Origin of the sequence: Methanosarcina barkeri MS (assembly GCF_000970025.1) — an archaeon.
GTDB lineage: Archaea > Halobacteriota > Methanosarcinia > Methanosarcinales > Methanosarcinaceae > Methanosarcina > Methanosarcina barkeri.
On record NZ_CP009528.1, the window covers coordinates 569,901 to 591,966 of the forward strand.

14 protein-coding genes and 1 tRNA gene are annotated in these 22,066 nt (G+C 39.2%); 11 read left to right on the top strand and 4 right to left on the bottom strand.

The genetic code is table 11. The features are described from left to right. Nucleotides 1-117: 117 nt before the first annotated feature. Both MSBRM_RS21985 and MSBRM_RS02455 read right to left on the bottom strand, forming a co-directional pair. Nucleotides 118-234 carry a hypothetical protein gene (locus MSBRM_RS21985; RefSeq protein WP_230628809.1) on the bottom strand — a complete coding sequence of 39 codons (117 nt, stop codon included), beginning with the start codon at nt 232-234 and terminating at the stop codon, nt 118-120. A gap of 496 nt (nt 235-730) precedes the next feature. After that, on the bottom strand, nt 731-1,879 hold the full coding sequence (locus tag MSBRM_RS02455; protein ID WP_048120093.1) for a (Fe-S)-binding protein: 1,149 nt from the start codon (nt 1,877-1,879) through the stop codon (nt 731-733). 599 nt (nt 1,880-2,478) lie between these two features. On the opposite strand from MSBRM_RS02455, the gene MSBRM_RS02460 reads away from it, so the two are divergent. The 7 genes from MSBRM_RS02460 to MSBRM_RS02485 all read left to right on the top strand — a co-directional run bounded on the left by MSBRM_RS02460 (nt 2,479) and on the right by MSBRM_RS02485 (nt 12,929). Beyond that, a complete protein-coding gene (locus tag MSBRM_RS02460; protein ID WP_176722129.1) occupies nt 2,479-3,018 on the top strand; it encodes a CDP-alcohol phosphatidyltransferase family protein in 540 nt (179 codons plus the stop codon). Nucleotides 3,019-3,231: 213 nt separating this feature from the next. After that, nucleotides 3,232-3,309, top strand: a tRNA-Pro gene (locus MSBRM_RS02465). 1,713 nt (nt 3,310-5,022) lie between these two features. Then, on the top strand, nt 5,023-5,991 hold the full coding sequence (locus MSBRM_RS02470) for a right-handed parallel beta-helix repeat-containing protein (RefSeq protein ID WP_048156709.1): 969 nt from the start codon (nt 5,023-5,025) through the stop codon (nt 5,989-5,991). 894 nt (nt 5,992-6,885) lie between these two features. Next, a complete protein-coding gene (locus MSBRM_RS02475; protein WP_048156712.1) occupies nt 6,886-7,854 on the top strand; it encodes a right-handed parallel beta-helix repeat-containing protein in 969 nt (322 codons plus the stop codon). 542 nt (nt 7,855-8,396) lie between these two features. Next, nucleotides 8,397-10,307, top strand: coding sequence for a PKD domain-containing protein (locus MSBRM_RS18645; RefSeq protein ID WP_052712662.1), 1,911 nt, complete (start codon nt 8,397-8,399; stop codon nt 10,305-10,307). Then, complete coding sequence (locus MSBRM_RS19925) at nt 10,304-10,447, top strand: hypothetical protein (protein WP_155396498.1); 144 nt, start codon at nt 10,304-10,306, stop codon at nt 10,445-10,447. Before MSBRM_RS18645 ends, MSBRM_RS19925 begins: the two co-directional genes overlap by 4 nt. 1,480 nt (nt 10,448-11,927) lie before the next feature. Beyond that, nucleotides 11,928-12,929, top strand: a complete 1,002-nt coding sequence (locus MSBRM_RS02485) for a glutaminyl-peptide cyclotransferase (RefSeq protein WP_048123246.1) — start codon at nt 11,928-11,930, stop codon at nt 12,927-12,929. A gap of 537 nt (nt 12,930-13,466) precedes the next feature. Here the strand turns inward: MSBRM_RS02485 and MSBRM_RS02490 are convergent. Beyond that, entirely contained in the window at nt 13,467-14,624 is a 1,158-nt protein-coding gene (locus MSBRM_RS02490; protein WP_048154411.1) for a right-handed parallel beta-helix repeat-containing protein, read from the bottom strand. Nucleotides 14,625-14,941: 317 nt separating this feature from the next. Between MSBRM_RS02490 and MSBRM_RS02495 the strand changes: the two genes are divergently transcribed. The 4 genes from MSBRM_RS02495 (at nt 14,942) to MSBRM_RS02510 (ending at nt 19,890) form a co-directional block, all read left to right on the top strand. After that, complete coding sequence (locus tag MSBRM_RS02495; RefSeq protein WP_048154414.1) at nt 14,942-16,312, top strand: Single-stranded DNA binding protein; 1,371 nt, start codon at nt 14,942-14,944, stop codon at nt 16,310-16,312. Beyond that, nucleotides 16,305-17,174: an RPA family protein gene (locus MSBRM_RS02500; protein WP_048120088.1), complete on the top strand. Its 870-nt coding sequence runs from the start codon at nt 16,305-16,307 to the stop codon at nt 17,172-17,174. The genes MSBRM_RS02495 and MSBRM_RS02500 overlap by 8 nt, the downstream gene beginning before the upstream one ends. A 214-nt stretch (nt 17,175-17,388) precedes the next feature. After that, nucleotides 17,389-18,960 (top strand): phosphoglycerate dehydrogenase, encoded by a 1,572-nt coding sequence (gene serA, locus MSBRM_RS02505; RefSeq protein ID WP_048120086.1) that lies wholly within the window; start codon nt 17,389-17,391, stop codon nt 18,958-18,960. A gap of 426 nt (nt 18,961-19,386) precedes the next feature. Next, the gene (locus MSBRM_RS02510) at nt 19,387-19,890 is read left to right on the top strand and encodes a DUF2240 family protein (protein ID WP_048120084.1); all 504 of its coding nucleotides are present in this window, start codon (nt 19,387-19,389) and stop codon (nt 19,888-19,890) included. Nucleotides 19,891-20,106: 216 nt separating this feature from the next. Here the strand turns inward: MSBRM_RS02510 and MSBRM_RS02515 are convergent, their stop codons facing one another. Further along, the gene (locus MSBRM_RS02515; RefSeq protein WP_048156715.1) at nt 20,107-21,735 is read right to left on the bottom strand and encodes an alpha-keto acid decarboxylase family protein; all 1,629 of its coding nucleotides are present in this window, start codon (nt 21,733-21,735) and stop codon (nt 20,107-20,109) included. Nucleotides 21,736-22,066 lie beyond the last annotated feature (331 nt).

The window sequence follows — 22,066 nt, forward strand, 5'->3', positions numbered from 1 at the left end:
TTAAGGAAGAAAATAAAATAGAATTATCAAAAAATATAAATATTAAATATCGAAAGTGTACTTTTATAAAGTTTATTCCGGTTCAGATCACCAGTAGCATTCTGGTGAAATCTGCTCTCAAGTCCACCCTACAAGCAAAATTTTGTTGCCTATGGTCGAAAAATCCGTAGTCAGATTTTGCATTGCAGTGGACATTCCAGTAATTCCTTTTCCGTAGACTGCTATTTGTCTCACCCTTTTACCTTTATCTCTATTTGCGTCCTTTCAAATCAGATAGCCGGCAATCATTGTACTATGTGACAATATATATATCTTTTTATTCGTTAAAAAAAAGGTATGTCATCTATAGTTACCTTAATTTGGAAGCTTCCGGAACAGATTCGTAAAGGGAAAGGATTAGTAAATAGTTCCTTAATCGCAAAGCTGAAATAAGCTACAGAAAGAGCCTTTCATGAGTCACGAGACTTTTTATCATGTAATCACAGTGGGTACAGATCTTGCCAGCTTTACATCTGTCCTGTATGTTGCAAATGACAGGTTTCTTTTGACAAAAAGGTAATGAAATCAAAAAGATAGTGAAATCAAAAAGATAGTGAAATCAAAAAAATAATGAAATCAAAAAGATAGTGAAATCAAAAAAATAATGAAATCAAAAAGATAGTGAAATCAAAAAGATAGTGAAATCAAAAAAGTAATGAAATCAAAAAGGATATGGGGAGTAAAAGGTAGATTATAAGCCTTCTGAGCCTCCATATCCAGAAATACAGAGTTTATAAGCCCTGTTGACGAGTTTCAGCATTTTAGGATCTTCCCTCTCGATTTTTATTCCGCAGGCGAGGGAAAGGTATTCGGCAAGGTCAAAAACTCTTATTTTTTCGTTCTGTCCGGCTTCAATAAGATTCTGCATGCAGCCCCCGCAATTCGTGATAATTATATCACATCCCATTTTTTCGGCAGCTCTGTAGCGGTCAGATGCCACATCCAGGGACTCAGATGGATAATTGACCCTTACTCCACCTCCATAGCCGCAACATGCCGAATTTTCAGGGGTTTTGTTGGCAAGTTCGGTGCCAGGAATTTGCTCAAGCACATCTCTTGCTTCTTGATATACTCCCATTGCCCTGGTCAGATGACATGGATCATGATAAAAGACTTTATGCTTGAGCACAGTTTCAGGTGTGAGTTTTCCTTCCTTTATAAGAAGCTCAAGGTACTGGGAAACGTGCAGCACCTGAAAATCAAGTTTCCCAAAAATTCGAGGGTAGATATCTTTAAATGCCTTAAAACAGCCAGGACATGCTGTAATGAGAGTTTTAGCTCCCCTTTTCCGGATTTCTTCAATGTTCCGCTGTCCGTTCCTGTGAATAGGACCTGGATCTCCGGCTCCCGCAGATACGGCTCCGCAGCAGTATTCGACCCCACTCAGAACAGTATAATCGACTGCGGCCTTATCCAGCAGCGCAATCGCAGCCTGTGCCATAATTTTGTTAATATACGTACCTGCACAGCCAGGAAAATAGACTACTGAACCTGAACTTTCTTTATACGCAGGAGTTTCGTCCAGCTCGGCAATCTTCTTAAAGAGGTTGTTCTCAGCTCCAGGGTCTAGCATTGTCTGCCTGTCGGTAAGTCCATGTTCACTGACCCACTTCTTCCTAGCAGGAGAAATTAGCGTTTTTATTCCCAATCCCACTGGGCAGGCATTTATACAGAGCCCGCAGGTAAGGCAGCGCAGCAGATAGTCTGCATCAATTTCCGATTTTCCTTCCAGATATCCATACAACCGGTTAAACAAACCCGGGTCATTGTAGCGAGGGCAAACCTTAAAGCATTGTCCACATTCTTTACACTCTGACCTGTGTTTTTCTACGATGTCCATTTTTAACTCCATATCATTTTAAATTCATGCGACTTATTGTCTCTTTATAATGTCCATTTTTAACAGGTATTTTTAACAGCTATTTTTACAGGTACTTTTAGCAGGTATTTTTAACAGATATCTTTAATAGGGGATCATTAAAACTTCCTTTTTGACAGGAAATTCTTAAAGCTTCCTCCTTGATATGAATTTTATAAGTTATTTCTTGAAAGAAACCCTAGAAACCACTTAAAGGTTCACGAGAATCACTCACAAACCGCTTAGAGATCATAAAAACCACTCAGAAACTACTGCGAAGTCAGTAAGTAACTGAAAAAATCCTTTAAAATTGCCAGAAAATCTTTAAACATTCTCTTTTTGACAGAAATTCTTTTATTCCCCCTGTCTACATTCTGTCCGGATAACTGTTCATGAACTTCAGGAAAACCTTAATAACAGATTAGAAGTGCGGACAGGTTTATTCCCAAAAAAGATAAGCTAATATTCAACCATACTATCATCTATATGTAGCTATATACGCAGCCAGTAAAAGGAAGGGGTTAAATATCTTCAACGAACTCAAAAACAGCGCAAGAAAGCTGATAATTCCTATTGCCCGCCTGATTCCCTTATCTCCGAATACCCTCACGTTGCTGGGTTTTGCCGTAAGCATCGCTGCAGGGGCAGCATTTGCGCTGGGCAAACCTTTTGCAGGTGGTCTTCTTATTCTTTTTAGCGGGATTTTTGATGTCCTTGACGGAGGAGTTGCAAGGGCAAAAGGCCGAATTACGCCTTTTGGAGGCGTGCTCGATTCGGTTTGTGACCGGTACTCCGATGGTCTAATGTTCTTAGGAATAATAGCAGGCGCGGTTAACGGCAGGCTTGTCCTTCCCCCGATTGTGCAAATAGAAGGCTGGCTCTGGGCAGGCTTTGCCCTGATAGGCTCTTTCCTGGTAAGTTACACTCGTGCCCGTGCGGAATCCGCAGGCTGCCGGAAACTGTCAGTAGGAATTGCCGAACGTACGGAAAGAATGATTCTCCTGGCCCTGGGCGGAATTTCAGGTTTTCTAAGCTGGGCTCTGGTACTTGTAGCTGTGTTTTCCCACATTACCATTATCCAGAGAGTCCTTAGGGCAAAAAGCATATTGGGTAAGCCTTAAGAAGCTGATTTCCAAAAACCGTAATAGAGTAGATTCTACTAAGAAATTCAGATAAGGATGACGTCTATGAGTTATGGACTATTGTAAAAAATATAGTGAAAAGAATTTCTCTACGCTCTTCCACCGATACTCATTTATACTACATATTTGATTACAATAGTTAACGATGGTGAACAAAGAGGTTTGCCATTGAGGAAGTACAACCTGCTCTGCGGGGCCGTAGGGTAGCCTGGTCCATCCTGCAAGACTGGGGGTCTTGCGACCTGAGTCCAAATCTCAGCGGCCCCACCAAATTTTTATTTCAAACTTTTATTTATACGTTAATTTTGATAGACTTTACTCGTTGTTGCATTTATCCATGGGGCTTTATTTGTTTTTGTTTTCTTGTTCAATTTAGCTCTTCTTGTTCAATTCTCAGATTCTTTCGTTGTTTTCATTGTATTAGAACAGAAGTAACCTGCTGTATTTTTTATGTTTGGTTTATACTTTTTATGTTTAATATTAAACTATCAGACTAAACGCATATGATATTCTTCTAATAACAAGCACAAAGAAATGAAAGTACTTTTCAATTCACCCTTTTTTGATTATTGATCTCGTCATTACCTTGGGTAGTAAAGTTGTCCTAATTATGGTTTTTCAAACTATTGCTAAACTGATCAGTGAATTACCATACAAAGCTTAAATTTGATAAGAAGCAGAGAATCAATAGGAGTAGTGGGTGCCAATTCAATTTTGTATTTTCATGTTATGTTAAAAATAACAGTTAATTATTATATTTAAAAAATTGGGGCGATAAAAAGTTATATATGATTATACTTCCAATATACTATTATACGACTCACACATACTTAAAATTAAAATTCATAAAGTATTTCTGGGTCGTTGATAGAGGAAACTGTGTCAGATAAAATTATGATACCCAGAATCTTTCGCTGGGTACCTGAATATTTTTACTAGTGATATATCAAAGTCAGGTTCCTTGAGTTCTTAATATTGTCGTGTGAGCTTCACACACAAACATTACCATTTATGCATGTCACATTAGACTTACCTCAAATGGAAAAGGTAGCTTATGACACAATTCATAGTACAGCTTCTTATTGCACTTGCGGAAAGATAGATACAATCAAGCTGTTTCATAATATTTAATTACTTTTTAATAACTTTATAGTGCTGTATATTGCATACTTTCCTAGATTTTTTTAAAAAATACAAAAATATTTTATAATATAACCTGTATAAACCCTGGATGTCAACTTAGCTAAAGAACAGAGAGGAAAAAACCTTTCAGAAGAGTTGACATGGCTAAAGGCCGTATTAGTAAAAAAGTAATTATTGCCCAGAGGGAATCACATCCTATGGCCAGTAACAGGTTTTGAATGATAGAAGCCAAAAATTCTAATATCCGGCCCCACTTCCAATGACTGATCACTATAATGTGATTGGAGAGTGAGACTCTGTGTGCAACGTGTCTGCCCCACATAAATCGCAGAGAACTGAATGGATAGATTCAAAAATATTACGCAGACGTAATAAGAATCTTTGAATTACCGTATAGACCCGGCGTAATTAGATATTTGATATGAACTCGGTCTAATTAGATAGTTCGGAAAAACATTACGAGTACGTAATATGGAATTTTGAGAAATATCTGGGAAAGAGTATGCGATTATCCTGGATTTTTGAGTTTACTCAAATAAGTCCAACCTTATAGGCGATACAATGCTAAAAAGACAGACAGGAACCCTATTCCTTATAGCAGGTCTTATTTTAACAATCGTATCAACTGTTGGAGAAATATAACTATTTTATAGTTTTTTGAGTTTACGCAGATTCCAAATCCAACCCAAAGGTGATACGATGCTAAAAATAAATCAGGAACCCCTATTCCTGACAGCATACCTTAGTTTAACGACCGTATGTGCTTTGGGAAAAAATAGGCTCTAACCCTATGGTTTTTTGAGTCCACTCAAATTCCAAACCCAACCCAAAGGTGATACGATGCTAAAAAGACAGATAGGAACCCTATTCCTGGTAACATGCCTTATTTTAACAACCGTACCCGCTGTGTTAGGCGCACAGAACACAATAACTGTAAAACCGACGTCTGGATCAGGTGCCCAGACTGCAATTAATAATGCAATAAATTCCGTAGCATCAGGAGCGACATCAAGTAACCCTGGATATGTTCTCCTTAGTGCTGGCACTTATAAGATAAGTGCACCTATAGTTATGAAATCTAATGTGGTACTGAAAGGTGCAGGCGACGATACAATAATCTTTGCTACCGGTTCAGTTTGTAACTCTGGAGGAGCACCTGCATATATATTCGGGCCAGGTGTCTCCAACGTTGAAGTATGCGACCTTCAGTTCAAAAGTACGGCGACCGGACCTGGTGATGGAGGTCACGGAGATTATAGAAACTGCATAAAATTCACGTCTTCGAGTGATAGTAAAGTACATGATATTTTATTCACTCGCTATCTGTACGGTGATGGTGTCAGAATCAGTAAAAGTTCTGGAATAGAAATATACAACTGCAGGATGCATTCCGTAGGACACGACGGTGTATCATTCTTATCAGGTACTAAGAATTCCAGAATGTATAACTGTGATGTTGAGGTTCAAACCAATACAGGTGTCAGGATAGACAATTGCGTGAATGTTGAAGTGGATCACAATACCTTTTCAGGTAGTACCGGTTCTGGCTGGTGCTGCGTTGAGCTGGAAAATTCACTGACAAATGCAAATGTCCATCATAATATAATGCATGACTTTAAAGGCTCAAGCAGCAGTGCAGGCATTGGAAATATTCATGCAAGCGGATCAATTAGCGTTCATGATAATGTTATGTGGAATGTGTCGCCGTACGTTGCGGTAGGATCAGGCTCAAATATACTAGGACCATCTGACCACAGCGTTAAGAATTGGGTCGCAAAAGGTTATGGATACGGCTCTCTTAACAACTAATTCAACAAACACGACACATATTCAATAGATAATATATTCCGCGTTAAGAGTCCTGCACATACGTACTACAGTACATGATCTTACAGTTTGAACTCGTATAGTTCGTTCGGAATTTGCAGGATCAATGAAGAAGAGGAAGACAAAGTTGTGGCATACTTTGCCCACAATTTATTTTCTGATAAAAGGAGAATATGAAACTGTTCTCTTTCTTTTATCTACTTTCCGTTAACTTTTTTGCTTATTCCAATAATGAGAAAGTTGTGTACTATGGAGAAAATTAATCTTTCTACCTGAAATTTTTTATATAATGACTCTTGAGATTTGTGATTTTACAGAAAAATTGGCACGTTGCCATTAACACATTTCAGGGGTTTTACGTTTCGTCATATAAATTTTCAGTTACTATAAGGAAAACAAAAGTATTTTATTGCCCAGTTTCTTAAAAATTATATAGCTTTATTCCGAATTTTTGAGGTTAATGGCAGAAGTATTCAAGTAAGTTCAGTTACTCTTTAATAACTTTTATGATTTTTTAAGATATTGCAGTATTTATTTTTTAAATTTTTTTAAAAAAATACAAACTATTTTATAATATAACATTTCTAATTCTGGAATGTCAACTTAGTAATTAAACAAGAGGAATAGAAAAACTTTTTAATCAAGTTGACTTTGCTAGAGGTCGTAGTTAGTGAAACAGGATGTATTGACCAGAAGAATAACATCTTTGGTCAGTAACAAGTTTTGAATGATAAAAGCAAAAACTTCTAATGTCCAATCTCACTTCCAATGACTGACCCCTATAATGTGATTGGAGAGCGAGACTCTGTGTGCAATATGTCTGACCCACATAAATCGCAGAGAACCAAATTCCAAATCCAACCCAAAGGTGATACGATGCTAAAAAGGCAGGTAGGAACCCTATTCCTGATAATATGTCTTATTTTAACAACCGTGCCCGCTGCTTTAGGCGGACAGAAAACAATAACTATAAATCCGACGTCTGGATCCGATGCCCAGAATGAAATTAATAATGCAATAAATACCGTAGCATCAGGAGCGACATCAAGTAACTCTGGATATGTTTTCCTTGGTGCTGGCACTTATCAGATAAGTGCACCCATAGTTTTGAAATCTAATGTGGTACTGAAAGGTGCAGGCGACGATACAATAATATTTGCTACCGGTTCAGTTTGTAACTCTGGAGGAGCACCTGCATATATATTCGGGTCAGGTGTCTCCAACGTTGAAGTATGCGATCTTCAGTTCAAAAGTACGGCGACCGGGCCTGGTGATGGAGGTCACGGAGGCTATCGAAACTGCATACAATTCCGGTCTTCGAAGGATAGTAAAATACATGATATTTTATTCACCCGCTATTTGTATAGTGATGGTGTAAGAATCACTAAAAGCTCTGGAATAGAAGTATATAACTGCAGAATGCATTCGACCGGGCATGATGGTGTAGGATTCTTATCAGGTACTAAGGATTCCAGAATGTATAACTGTGATGTTGAGGTTCAAACCAATACAGGTGTCAGAATAAACGATTGCACAAACATCGAAGTGGATCACAATACGTTTTCAGGTAGTGCCGAGTCTGGATGGTGTTGCGTTGAGATGGTAAATTCACTGACGAACGTGAATGTCCATCATAATATCATGCACGATTTCAAAGGATCAAGCAGCAGTGCAGGCATTGGGAGTTTTAATGCAAACGGATCAATTAATGTTTATGATAACGTTATGTGGGCTGTATCGCCTTACGTTATGGTAGGATCCGGCTCAAACATATTAGAACCATTTGATCACAGTCTTGAGAATTGGGTAGCAAAAGGATATGGATACGGCTATGTTGCCAACTGATTCAACAAACACGATCGAAGATATTCAACAAGTGGAACATATTCAACAGATGGAATGTATTCAACAGATAGAACGTATTCAACATTAAGCGTTTGCACATACGTACAGAACAGAATCACACAGTTCGAGTTAGTTTTTGCAGGATCGAAGCGGTAGAAATAGACAAATGTGTGGCGTACTTTGCCCACAAATAATTGCCTGGAAGAATGTGGACAGGAAACTGTTCTCTCTTTATTGATTTTTAATGTTTTTTCTTTCTGTTCTTTTTATCATTTCATTCTTTTCTTTTTATCATTTTATTCTTTTCTTTTTATCATTTTATTCTTTTCTTTTTATCATGTTTTCTCTTTTTCCGTTTTTTAGCATTGTATCTTCCCATATATTTAAAAGATTTGAGCCTATAAAATTAGATTTTTTTATAAATAAGCAAATAAAACTTACTTTTATAAATATATACTAAAAAATGAAAAAATTTAAGTATAGTTTCTAGAAGTTTAACAATTGAATTAAATTTTTCTAACTGAATACTATATGTGAGTTTAATGAAGAAAAAAGAGGCCATTTATGAAATAATCTTATTTTCAATATCCTTAGTTTTGCTTTTATTTTCTTCCGCAGCATCAGCAGCTACAGCTGAAAGCGGTTCGCCCACGGTCACCGAAACTCAGATCACCACTAATACATCATATCAATGGGATCCTGCAATCTATGGGAATAGGATAGTGTGGACGGATAAGCGCAATGGAAGCTGTAATATCTACATGTATGATCTCTCCACTAAAAAGGAAACTCAAATCTCTAATTATGAATCTGGGTATGAAGATACGGGGAACTCTGCAGTCTACGGCGACAAGATAGTGTGGACACATGGTTACGAGGAATACTGGCAGATCTACATGTATGACCTTTCCACTTCCAGGGAAACTCAAATCACCACCAATGGACGAGCATACAATCCTGCTATTTATGGTAATAAAATAGTTTGGCTGGATGACCGAGATAATGATTATAAATATGATATTTACATGTACGATCTCTACACTAAAAAGGAAACTCAGATAACCAGCAGCGGACCAGCAGACAACCCTGCTATTTACGGTAACAGGATAGTATATGCCGACGACCGCGAAGGAAACTATGATATCTATATGTATGATATTTCTACTAAAAAGGAAACTCAGATAACCAGCAGTCCAGATAACCAGGTGTCTCCTGCTATCTATGGTAACAGGATATTGTGGAAGGATGATGGTGGGGAGGACGATGGTGGGGAATATCATGGTATATACATGTGCGATCTTTCCACTAATCAGAAGTTTAAAATTACCAGCTATGGTTGGGATGATCCTGCTATCTATGGTAACAGAGTAGTATATACCGATAATCGTAATGGAAACTACGATATTTACATGAGCACTATTTCAAGTGAAGAACCAGAACCAAACCTCCCTGTTGCTGCATTTTCTGCTTCTCTAACTTATGGGAAAGCACCACTGAAGGTTAAATTTACTGACACAAGCACAGGAACACCCACAAAGTGGATATGGAACTTTGGAGATGGATCAAAGTCATTCCACCAGAATCCGACTCACAAGTATTCAAAAGCAGGAGTATATACTGTTAGCTTAACAGTAAAGAATGCTGTAGGTAGTAACACGGTAACAAAAACAGAATATATAAAAGTGATAACAAAACCAGTTGCTGCTTTTTCTGCAAAACCGACTTCAGGAAAAGCCCCAATGAAAGTGCAGTTTACTGACAAAAGTACCGGATCACCCACGAAATGGAAATGGGATTTTGGAGACGGAACAAAGTCATTCCACCAGAATCCGACTCACAAGTATTCAAAAGCCGGCAAATACACAGTAACTCTCAAAGTAACCAATGCGGTAGGCATCAACACAGCAACAAAATCAAAGTATATAACCGTGACATCAAAACCCGTTGCTGCCTTCTCTGCATCTCCAACATCAGGAAAATCTCCATTAAACGTTAAATTTACGGACAAAAGTACCGGATCACCCATGAAATGGAAATGGGATTTTGGAGACGGAACAAAGTCATTCCACCAGAATCCAACTCATAAGTATTCAAAAGCAGGAAAGTACACAGTAACCCTTAAAGTAACCAATGCTGTAGGCATCAACACAGCAACAAAATCAAAGTATATCATAGTGAAAACTTCACAAGCTCCAACTGCAGATGTTCCAACTGCAGATTTCTGGGGCTGGCCGCTATCAGGAAACGCTCCACTAAAGGTAACATTTACGGAGACGAGCAAAGGATCGCCAACTTCATGGAAGTGGGATTTTGGAGATGGGAAATATTCAACAGAAAAGAGTCCAACACACACATATTCAGCAGCAGGAACTTACACGGTTAAACTCACAGCAACAAATGCAGCAGGAAGTAGTACAAAATTAAAATGGAAATATATAAAAGTGGCAAAGTGACTGCTACTTTGAAAACGGTTGTAAACCTCCTGGGATTCTATAGGATTACATTTACAGGAAGTAATGCAGCAGGAGTAGTACTTAACGAAGACAAACTTCATAAAGGTGCCAACAAACACAAGACCGGAAATATACTCTGAAAACAAATAAACTCTTAAACTGAAACACGAAAAAATAAAGGCTAAACGTGATGAACTCAAAGGTCTGTTCTGGTCACAATGGAAGAATCGTAGTGGGCGGCTGAAACAGACCTTACTTCTGTTTTCTCTTATTCTGTTTTCAGAATTAGCATCAGTTTTTCTTAGTTCCCTGTGCCTTTATCTTTTTCTGAGTGAAGAAACTTCAATCTTCTGTATCAGGTTGAAATTCAAAAACTGACTGTGTATAACTTTTATCTAATGTCTAAAAGTTTGTCTAAATCTAAGAGTTTACCTTAAATTTACATTTGATTTACAATTTGAATGGGCTGAATACTGAGTTTTTTGTAAATTCAGCTTGAATTTGGATTTCATAGTATAAAGCCGCATCAAGTAATACATAAAACAGAGACCGTAACCAAAAAAGAGGCCCTTGGACAAGAACTAAAAACGTTTTAATATAAAAAATCTAAATATAGGGTAAATCAGTAATCGTGGAATAAATATAGTTAATCTATTATCGTGAAGGATCTAACATATAATCAATATAACAAAGTTCCTATAATGGTTCTTATAGATAATGTGGAAACGATATTATGACTTACGCAGTTGAAGTGAAAAATCAACAGTGTTAGATCATTAACTGTCTAATATGTGACTTTAATCCACAGTATTTGCCGTAATTGATTTCGATTCTCAAGTGTGTAAGTCCTAGATATAATTACCAACGGTGGATGAGTTCAAGATGGAATGACGTAAAAGTTGAACTACATGGATCAGGTACTTAGTAAATTTTTTATTACACCTGCAAATTATCTATAGCTACATCCCAATTTTCATGATTTTATAAACTTCGGTTCAATCTGTTAATTAAAAAACGTGGTTATGTAGAAATTCTCTGAAATCAAGAACTTCCAATTGTTTAAACTGAACTACTTAAAACACTATTAACTATTTATTCAAGAGCCTATTGAATATGATTTAGATAGGTTTTCTACAAATCCAAAAACGAAAAAAATACCTGGATTTTGGAACTGAGTTTTAGAAAAAAACCTGTATTTGGCAGATCGACATTAAAATTTGGATATTTTTCAGGATAAGTATCCTCTTCAAACTGTACGGAAAAAAGTGGGTTTCATATATTTGCTGAAAGTTGAAAAGTTTACTAAAGTCTAAAAAACACATTAAGATACCAATAACTTTCAAAACGTGTAATAAAATTATTCCAGGTTTTTTGGTTAGAATATTTTCCCTTGAAATGAAGAGGATATCAGGATAGCGCTTTTCAAATGCCCTATTAATTTGATCTGTATTTAACATATGTTAACATGGCCCAACTATCATCATAAAAAAAACGACAGGTCATTTTTGTGGTCGTTTTGTATGGGATGGAATGCAAGTTCCCACAAAAAAGCTATCAGTGAAAATATTTGAAATAACAATTTACCTGCTGGATGTAGGACGAAATATTAGGAGTGAGACAATGAAAGTGAACAAAAAACTGTGTTCAGTAGCGTTAGCTTCAACAGCTATTGTTTTATTTTTAATTTTGACATTATCTACTGCATCGGCAACTACTGCACAAAGTACTTCAAGCACGGCTAAATACGCCTACATTACGAATAGCGGTAGCACCACTGTTACTGTAATTGATATCACAACAAACAAGGTTACAGCCAAGGTACTTGTAGGAAAATATCCTTATGGAGTTGCAGTCAACCCCGCTGGAACTAAGGTGTATGTATCGAAAGAAGCAAGCAGCGTTGTCTCCGTAATTGACACCGCAACAAACAAAGTTACAGCCACGGTGAAGGTAGGAAAAAAGCCCTGGGGAGTTGCAATTAACCCTGAGGGAACAAGAGTATATGTGGCAAACGAAGGCAGTAAGACAGTCTCTGTAATTAACACTGAAACAAATAAGGTTACAGCTACAGTAAAAGTAGGAAATTATCCTTGTGGAGTTGCAGTAAACCCGGCTGGAACAAAGGTATATGTGACGAATACTCTTGATAACACTGTCTCTGTTATTGACACTGCAACAAACAAGGTCACAGCCACAGTGAAGGTAGGAAATCTCCCTACCGGAGTTGCAGTTAATCCAGCGGGAACAAAAGTGTATGTGACAAATGAGTACGATGTTTCTGTAATTGACGCGACAAAAAATAAGGTTATTGCCACGGTGACTGTAGGAAAATACCCATGGGGAGTTGCAGTAAACCCGGCTGGAACAAAGGTATATGTGACGAACTATGGAGATGGTACTATTTCTGTGATTAACACAGCCACAGACACTGTTAAAGCCACAGTGAAGGTAGGCAGTTATCCTTTAGGGGTTGCTTTCAGTCCGGACGGGACTAAAGCATATGTGGCGAAAGAAACAAGCGGTGCTGTCTCTGTAATTAACACAGCAACAAATAAGGTTATAGCCATAGTGGGAGTAGGAAAAGAGCCTGTTGCATTCGGGAAGTTTATTGCCACAACATAACACTTAATATTTCTTGTTGCAAACTTCAAAGGCTCGCCACTCTCAGGAAAAGCACCATTAATTGTGTTGTCTTTACTGAAAAAAGCACAGGAACACCGTTATTAAATTGAAATAGAGTTTCAGAAACTAGATCTCCTTAGCCCACAGAATCTAACGCATAAACTGCCGATTTAGGTTTAGTTTACTGACAAAAACACCAGATCAAAGTCAAGGATAGCGGGAAAAAGATAAAGCTAAAGGGTCTATGATTACTGATCAAATCTTGAAAATAATGGACCTGTTATCCTTATTTATATGAGTTTGAGACGGCCATTTTCTTTACATTTTATAGTTGCTGACCCGTAAAACCTGCTACCCTTTTCGTGATTATATTTTCAACTTTCTCTCAATTTTTTCTCAACTTGTTTTCGGCTTTCCCTTAACTATTCTCTCTTTCTTCTAAATTTTTCTCTACTTGTTCTTAACTTTGTCTCCGTTTCTTTCACTATTCTCATTTTTTCATATTTTTTCTAATCTTAAATTAATTATTTCTTTTCTTTACCTGTCCCGCCTCAGGAAATAAGCTGCTCCTACAGCCAGCCCCACAATTCCAGGTCCAGGGCCAGGCGATTCTTTTTCTCCTGAACCCTCTTCATTGGTAGCATTTTTGTCAGTAGTATTTTCATTGGTAGCGTTTTCATTGGTAATATTTTCGTCAGTAGCATTTTCGGCTGCGGGGCCTGTCGCTTCTTCGGTTTTGTTTACAGTGGTTTCGGAACTGGTTGCTTTTTCCATATCAGCCAGACCCTGCTCGTAAGCACTGGCATTCAGATTGCTTTCAAGGGCTTTTACGGCATTTGGGACCTTTGGGAAGAGAGGGTAATTATCGGTTCCTCCGCCTGTGATGTTATATGAGGTATCACAAATTCCGTTGCTGTTTTCGTCCACACCGGTTTCGCTGTAACCTTTGCCTTCAAGGTCGGCCCAGAAATTCCCTCCTATGTAAGGTCCACTGACAATATTCTTTTTTGTTTTGAGGGGACTTTGCCAGAGATTTTCTGCGTTTGCGGCTTTTTCATCCACGTTTTCGGCGTTTTTGAAGTAATTATTATAGATCAGATTCTTACTGCTTGCTTCAAGTGAAATTCCAGGACCGTAATTATAGGCAATTGTATTGCCAATGATATCATTTGAGTTTGAGTTTTCGAGCCGTATTCCTTTTTCGTCAAGGGTAATGAGATTGTTGCTTATGGTATTGCTGTCAGAACCTTTGAGAAGAATGCCATATTCGGCTCCCTGAACTCTATTGTTGTTAATGTAGCAACTGTTAACTCCTGTAAGCAAAATTCCTGCTTTTTCCGAGCCCTCAATGGCAAACCCGCTAAAAGATGCCCTATCCACGCTGATTTCAACAGCGCTTTTCGTGGGCTCGGCTGCTCTTATCACAGTATCTTCCGGATTTCCGGATTCCGACCAGATCTGGACTTGCTTATTTATTTTGAGATTTTCAACATAGGTTCCAGGGCTTACAATAATCGTGTCTCCAGCTTCGGCTTCATCGATTGCGGCTTGTAGAGAGATATAGTCTCCGTCGGTTGCCGAGCTTACCCTTAAATTCGAGGCAGAGGAGGCAGAGCAGGTGCATAGAACTGCCAGAGTAATCGCAAGTGCTGTCAGTTTAAAAGCTCTGAAATTATGTCCTTTTATTCTTCTCATATTAGCTCTTCCTTTAAATTTTGAAGCGTCCGTTTGTTTAGTCAGGCTTCAACTCTTTAGACAAAAGAAAGCTTTCCTTTTCCAGGTTTTTTAGCGTTTTTAGTAAAAACTCTCTCAATACTTTGTCAAGTAAGTAATTTTATCCCGAAATTAATATACCTTTGGAAATAAAAAATTCTAAACAGCTATCCTTAAATAATAGTTCAATATCCTCTGATAAAAGAAATTAATCTTCAATTAAAGTCTTAAATACTGTAAAATCTGATATTACACTGAAATTTTATTGTTTTATTATTGTCTCGAATGGAGGCCTAAAAATGGATGAGAAGATTGCGCCCCACCTTGAAGAGTTAACCAGGGCGCTTGGAGATCTTGAAAAGACTGGCATCCGAGCAGAGTTTGAGAAACTCATTGCTTTTCGTGTCCCGCCTGATGTCGCAAAAGAGAGCATCCTCCGCAAGTATGGAGGAAAAAGGAAAGTTTTGAAAGTAAAAGATCTGTCTGCCAATCTTAAAAATTTTGAGCTTACAGGCAGGATTCTGGACATTGGGGAAAAGTCAATCCGTCCACAGGCAGGAGCTCAGGAAAAACCTTCCAGGCTTTATACAGGAGTTCTTGCGGACGAAACCGGAGCAGTTCTGTTTTCTTCCTGGAGGAAGCTGCCAGGTTCGATTGGGGATGTGATTAATATCAAAAATGCCTATACCCGGATCTGGCAGAACCGAATCAGGCTTTCTATAGGAGAACAATCTCCTGTGTCGAAAATTTCGGATTCTTCGCTCCCATCCTTGTCCGAACTTTCAGCAAGCCAGAAAAAAAAGTTAATTGACATAGGAGCTGTGGATTTTTCCGTAGATACAGTAGCCTGCGTGCTTCAGCTTTCATACAGGGAAATTCTTGTAAAGGGACGCCAGTCCAGAGTAATCTCGGGCGTACTTGCGGACGAAACCGGGAGGCTTCCTTTTACGGCCTGGATTGAACTGCCTGGCATTGATATCGGGAACATTATTCTAATTGAGGGAGCTCAGGTGCGGATGTTCAGGGGAGTGCCATCAGTAAATATTCTGAGCAGCACAAAAGTTTCTTCTATCGGGCTCGATGAGGCCGAAAAACTTGCGTTTACCTTTGAATCTGCAGCAAAAGATCCTACCCCTATCAAAATTCAGGAGATAAATTCAAGATACAGCATGTTTGATGTGTGCATAGCAGGCAACCTTGTTTCAGTCAGACCCGGTTCAGGCATTATCTCCCGCTGCCCTGAATGCAGTCGTGTAATCCAGAAAGGAAACTGTAGGGTTCACGGTAAGGTCGAAGGTATATGGGACATGCGAATCAAAGCCATACTGGATGACGGAACAGGTTCCGTGCTAGTTATGTTTCCAAGGGAACTTGCGGAAATTATCTATGGAAAAACTCTTGAGGAAGCCGAACAGCTGATGTTCTCTGATGTCTCAAAAGATGCAGTTTATGAAGATTTAAGGCGTTTTCTTACGGGTCGTTATCTTGCAGTACGAGGAAACTCTTCTAAAAATGAATTTGGGGTTTCTTTTGTGGCTGAAAATGCCTGGGTACCTGAAGATGATCTTGCGGTAAGGGTAGTTGAGCTCCTTCGCAGGCTCGGGCCGGATGAAGAAGAGGGACAGGAGAAAAATTCACAGGTTTCCAGGGGAGGAATTGAGCTTGCTTAAACGAGAGGTTGCAAAAAGAGTTTTTGCAAGAGAATTCGAAGCCTGCAGAGAACTTGAAAAATCCGAGCGGGCTGACTCGGAAGCTGCGGATTCAAAAACTCCAAACCTGCTTATTAGCCCTATGGGGCTGATTCTCAATCGTGTTTTTGTGGTTGGAGTAATCACAGAACTTGACAATATCGGAACACAGAGTGAGATGTGGAAAGCGAGAATAGTTGATCCCACAGGGGCTTTTACGGCATACGCAGGGCAGTACCAGCCTGAAGCTTCTATATTCTTTTCAACGGTACAGGTTCCTGCTTTCATAGCCCTTACAGGAAAAGCCAGGACATATGAACCCGAGCCCGGATCGGTTTTTGTTTCTATTCGAGCTGAAGAAGTAAATGTAGTGGATGAGGAAATCCGCAACAGATGGGTTGTGGATACCGCCGAACAGACCGTTGAGAGGCTTGAAGCCTTCTCGGATGCTCTGGCCAGTGGGTACCGTGGAGAGAAACTTAGGGAATACCTCCTGGGGAAAGGTATTTCTTCAGAGTTTACGGAAGGTATCATGATTGCGCTTGAACGGGGACGCTCTCCTGATGAATTTGCAAAACTCCTTCGGTCTTCCATTAGGGAGGGTCTCAAAACCCTGGATCTGGATTCTGAAAATAGTACAGATGCTAAAGCTGACCAGAAGGAGTTCGTGCTTGAATTGCTCAAGGAAATGGGTGGAAGCAAAGGAGTTGATTATGCAGCTTTTATGGATGCTGCTGCTTCTCGAGGCATTTCTGAGCAGGTTGTAGAAGAGGTTATCCGTTTCCTGCTTGCAGGCGGGCAGTGTTACGAACCGAAGATAGGGATAATAAGGCTTGTAGGGTAACCATAGATAAGATTTACAAAGCTTGTGGAAACCATAGGTAGGCTTATGAGGCTTTCAGGAAAATCATGCAGGGAAGAAAACCTGCGGTAAAAATAAAATTTGAAGGGATTAGCTCTTATATATGTGTGATAATGCTTAAGTGTGATTAGGTTAATTGGTATTCTCTGTTAAAATTTAATATTTCATCTTTATTGTATTAATTGGAGAAATTGACATGAAAGTATTAGTCAGCGACTCACTCTCCAATGAAGGTTTGGAGATTCTAAAAGAACACTTTACGGTTGATGTTTCCACCGGGCTTTCCGAAGATGAGCTGGTGAAAAAAATTAAGGATTACGATGCTCTTGTAATACGCAGCGGCACCCATGTTACTCCGAAGATAATCGAAGCTGCCGACAACCTGAAAATTATCGGGAGAGCCGGGGTCGGAATTGACAATGTTGATGTGGATGCAGCTACAAAGAAAGGCATTATTGTGGCTAACTCTCCCGAAGGAAATATGATTTCGGCAGCAGAGCACACAATTGCTATGATGATGGCAATGTCCAGGAACATTCCACAGGCAAATGCTTCCCTTAAAGGCAAGGAATGGAAACGTAGTAAATTCACAGGTGTCGAGGTCAAAGGCAAGACTCTGGGAATTATAGGTCTCGGAAGGATCGGTTCCGAAGTCGCAAAAAGGGCTTCAGGGCTTGAAATGAACCTTCTGGGGTATGATCCTTTTGTTTCTGAAAAGCGGGCTCTTGAACTTGGTGTCAAGCTAGCTACAGTTAACGAAATCGCAAAAGAAGCCGATTACATCACAGTGCACACTCCTCTTATTAAAGAAACCAGAAACATTCTTGATGAAGAACAGTTTGCTCTGATGAAGCCTACAACCAGGGTTCTCAACTGTGCTCGCGGTGGCATTATCAACGAAGAAGCTCTGGCAAAAGCTCTTGAAAGCGGAAAAATAGCCGGTGCAGCAATAGACGTTTTCGTTGATGAGCCTCCTTTTGACAGCCCTCTCCTGAAATTTGACAATGTTGTAGTAACTCCTCACCTTGGTGCCTCTACAAAGGAAGCTCAGGTCAATGTGGCAGTAGATATTGCAAAGGAAGTAACATCTGTCCTCACAGGTGGACCTGCAAAGAACGCAATCAATATCCCGTCAGTAAAGCCGGAAGCTATGGCAGTTCTTGCCCCTTACATCAGGCTCTCCGAAATTATGGGTAAGATTGCAGGGCAACTTGTAGACGGAAACTACGAAAAAGTCGAAATTGGATATAATGGAGAGATTTCCGGAAAAGATACAAGGCCTCTTACAGTTTCGGCTCTCAAAGGGCTGCTTGAAATGGCTCTCGGTTCCGGAGTTAACTATGTCAATGCCCCCACTCTTGCAAAGTCCAGAATGATTGCAGTCGTGGAAAGTAAATCCGAATCTTCTGAGGAATACTCTTCAACTATCAGTATCAAACTTAGCAGCAACGGCAAGGCAAAACTGGTTGCAGGTACCGTTGTCGGAGACGATCCTAAGATCGTAGCAGTCGATGATGATAGAGTAGATATCTTCCCTGCAGGCCGTATGATTTTTGCCAAGCACATCAACAGGCCCAACGTTATCGGACCCTGCTGCATGTTACTCGGTAAAAACAATATCAATATCTCAGGCATGCAGGTTGGCAGATCAGAAATCGGAGGCGTGACCATGATGGTTCTTAACGTAGATTCCGAAGTTTCTGACCCAATCCTTGAGGAAGTCCGGAAAGTCGATGGAATTCTCGACGCCAAACTTGTGACACTCTAAACTTTCCTTTTCAGGAATACTTTACTCCGGCAGAATTTCAGGGTAGAAAATCCTAAGCCGGAGACTTTAAATTTTTGAGTCTTTCTCTTAAATTTCTTGGTTTTAAACTTCTTTATCTTAAATGTTCATATTACATTATTAATAATATTACACTATTAATAATATTACACTATTAATAATATTACACTATTAATAATATTACACTATTAATAATATTACACTATTAATAATATTACACTATTAATAATATTATACTTTTCAATAATATTATACACTTAAAATGTCATACTTTCAACAATATTATACTCTTATCAATATTATTCTTTCAATAGTAGTATACTTTCAACAATATTATACATTTTAAATATTATACTTTCAATATCAAATTAAACTCTCTGTGTCAGATCAATTTTATGGGTGCAGTTAATGGAAGAACTTAAACGCGTAGTCTCTGTTCCTTTTAAAAAAACTCTTGCAACTTCTCTCTCGGAAAAGGATTTTGAGTATTCCCTGGCTTTTGACCTGAAATGGTTTTCCCCGAAAATTGCCTCAAAAGTAAAGGAAAAAGCCCTTGAAGCAGGGTTTCTAATACTTAAAGCCGGGGTTCTTGTGCCCGGTTTTGATGTGGAAAGTATCCGGGTTCCACATGCTTTCAAGCCGTCAGAGAATTTTCTTGAAAATTCAGACCGTTCTGGAGAAAAAGTGCAGGTAAAAGAAAAAATTTCCTTTGAGCAGGTTCTGGAATTTATCTCCGCAGACATTGGGATAAGCCGGCAAAAATTGGTTTCCGAGATTAATTTCATGCAGGACCGGCTTTCCTATCTTGTGGATATCCGGATCGTGGCACTTATTGTAGCAAAAAAGTTCGGATGCGATATTTCTGGAATTTATGACAGGGTTTCGAGGTCGGTACTTGGCATATCTTATTAATAGATTTTCTGCAACTACTCAACAGAAGATAACAGTACCTGTAACTACTTAAATAGAAGAGAAGTTGCAGCTGTCTAAGGCAAATTTTGGCTCTTCGTCATTCCTTCTGGACAAGATTTTTCAATTCAAGACCACATTTTTATTCAAACATATCGGAGAAAAGTCGCCTGAGAGAACAACTTCCCTTAACTCCTTAATAGACTTAAATTGTACTTTTTACAAGTTTTTGTGAATTGTTTCCATAAGCGAGGGAGCCGATAATTTCGGTGTAACTATTTCGATGTATGCGCCCGTTTTAGCATTATCTAGCTCTCTCATGACCTTATCAAGGTCCCTGCAGGTAGTAACCTTTCTCGTAATCCAATCATTGCAGCCGAGAACATCCGGTAACTTATAGTATTGCCACTCTGCAAGGTCATTATAGCAGTAATCTACTTTTTTAGACAGCATTCTTTCTATCAGGTAGCCTTGGTTATTCAGCACGAAAATAATAGGCTTTAGACCATGGCGGTAAAATTGGCTGATTTCCTGAGCAGTCATCTGGTGTGACCCTTCTCCAGTAATAAGAATTACTCGCCTGTCAGGTGCAGCCAGTGCAGTGCCAAAGGAAGCGGGAGTAGCCCAGCCAATCGCTGCCCAAAGCATCTGGTTCTCGAACTTAGTTCCTTTTGGTAAAAGTAGGGGTAGTAACCCATAAAAGGATGAGCTTGAGTCAGCTATAATTATGTCATCGGGCTTAAAGAACTCCGCGTACTTCGCGTATAAATAGTCGGCCATTATCGGATCTTCAGCATTTATCTCTGGAACAGCTGGACGTCTGGCAAAAGGGCCGTTGATGTCGGTACGCTTGTTAAGCCTTTTGGTGAGTTCCTCCAGTACATCAAGCATCTTTACATTGATATAATCGGTATACCCTATATGGGCACTTGAAGGCATGATATTGATGATTCGGGACTTATCCAGCTTAGCCGTGAACTTGCCTGTGTTAACATCAGATAAGATAGTGCCTATAACAAGGATACAGTCGCAGGATTCCACGAATTCTCGGATTTCAGGATTGATAAGTTTTCCCATGTATAATCCCAGGTAGGAGGGATTAGTCTCGTCAAGCACTGACTTATCCAGAGCCATAGTAACATAAGGCAAGCCCGAAGCATTAATAACAGCCATAGACAGGTCCTTGAGTCCAAACCTGTCAACAAGAAAACCTGGCATAACACAGGCTTGCTTTGCATTCGAGATTTTACCTGCAATAATCGAGACCACTTTTTCAAGAGTTGCAGGGTCGCTTTTTACAGGTTTTCTTACAGGCGCATTAAAGGATGAAATATCTGCATTCACATAGTTGTGAGGTATTGCAATGTAGACAGGACGGTGGTTCTCCAGGGCTGTTTCGATAACACGCTCGACTTCTTGAATACAGTTTTCTGGAGTGAGCATCGTACTTGCACATACTACTGGCGTAGCCATTTCCATAAATATGCTGGATTCTCCGGCTCCCAGCGAGTGATGAACTATAGCATGAGTCTTCTGTACCTGTATTTTTGGCATTCCGACAATATGGAATACCAGATTATACTCTGCATAAGAGCCTGCTATACCACATAGTGTGGAAAGTTCACCTACGCCAAAAGTAGTAGACAGTGCAGACATGCCTTTAACACGAGCATAACCGTCAGCAGCATAAGCAGCATTCAGTTCATTGCAGCAGCCTATCCAGCGAAGCTCTTTATCATCACAGATGGCGTTGTTGATTGGAAATGCAAAGTCTCCTGGCACACCGAAAACATCCCTTATTCCCAGTTGCTTTAATCTATCCAGAAGGTATTGAATAACTGTCAGCATGATAATACCACCCATTTTCTGTCAGCGGTTTTCTGTTTGCGTTTTCCTGCCCGCTTGCCCGCTTATTTCATATTTTGTACCAGGCGCAGTAATATATTGTTGACACTTATTAGGAAGTCTAAATTCGTTTGCCTCCTGCTTATAGATCGGATACTAATTGTATGCGAGATTTCCCGCTTTCCCAACACTGATTATTCCCCAAAAACTAATTGTTCCCCAAAAACTAATTGTTCCCCAAGTAATATAATTCGTTTAATATTATAAAAATGGGATTTCTTTCTAATACATTCTATCACGAGGTTAGCTCAAAAGCAAGTATTATGATTAATGA

Excerpts from the sequence above, each read along its gene's own strand:
- MSBRM_RS02515 (WP_048156715.1), bottom strand. The coding sequence starts at position 21,735 with ATGCTGACAGTTATTCAATACCTTCTGGATAGATTAAAGCAACTGGGA.
- MSBRM_RS02510 (WP_048120084.1), top strand. The coding sequence starts at position 19,387 with ATGGAAGAACTTAAACGCGTAGTCTCTGTTCCTTTTAAAAAAACTCTT.
- MSBRM_RS02495 (WP_048154414.1), top strand. The coding sequence starts at position 14,942 with ATGGATGAGAAGATTGCGCCCCACCTTGAAGAGTTAACCAGGGCGCTT.
- MSBRM_RS02485 (WP_048123246.1), top strand. The coding sequence starts at position 11,928 with ATGAAAGTGAACAAAAAACTGTGTTCAGTAGCGTTAGCTTCAACAGCT.
- MSBRM_RS02455 (WP_048120093.1), bottom strand. The coding sequence starts at position 1,879 with ATGGACATCGTAGAAAAACACAGGTCAGAGTGTAAAGAATGTGGACAA.
- serA (WP_048120086.1), top strand. The coding sequence starts at position 17,389 with ATGAAAGTATTAGTCAGCGACTCACTCTCCAATGAAGGTTTGGAGATT.
- MSBRM_RS18645 (WP_052712662.1), top strand. The coding sequence starts at position 8,397 with ATGAAGAAAAAAGAGGCCATTTATGAAATAATCTTATTTTCAATATCC.
- MSBRM_RS02470 (WP_048156709.1), top strand. The coding sequence starts at position 5,023 with ATGCTAAAAAGACAGATAGGAACCCTATTCCTGGTAACATGCCTTATT.
- MSBRM_RS02490 (WP_048154411.1), bottom strand. The coding sequence starts at position 14,624 with ATGAGAAGAATAAAAGGACATAATTTCAGAGCTTTTAAACTGACAGCA.
- MSBRM_RS02475 (WP_048156712.1), top strand. The coding sequence starts at position 6,886 with ATGCTAAAAAGGCAGGTAGGAACCCTATTCCTGATAATATGTCTTATT.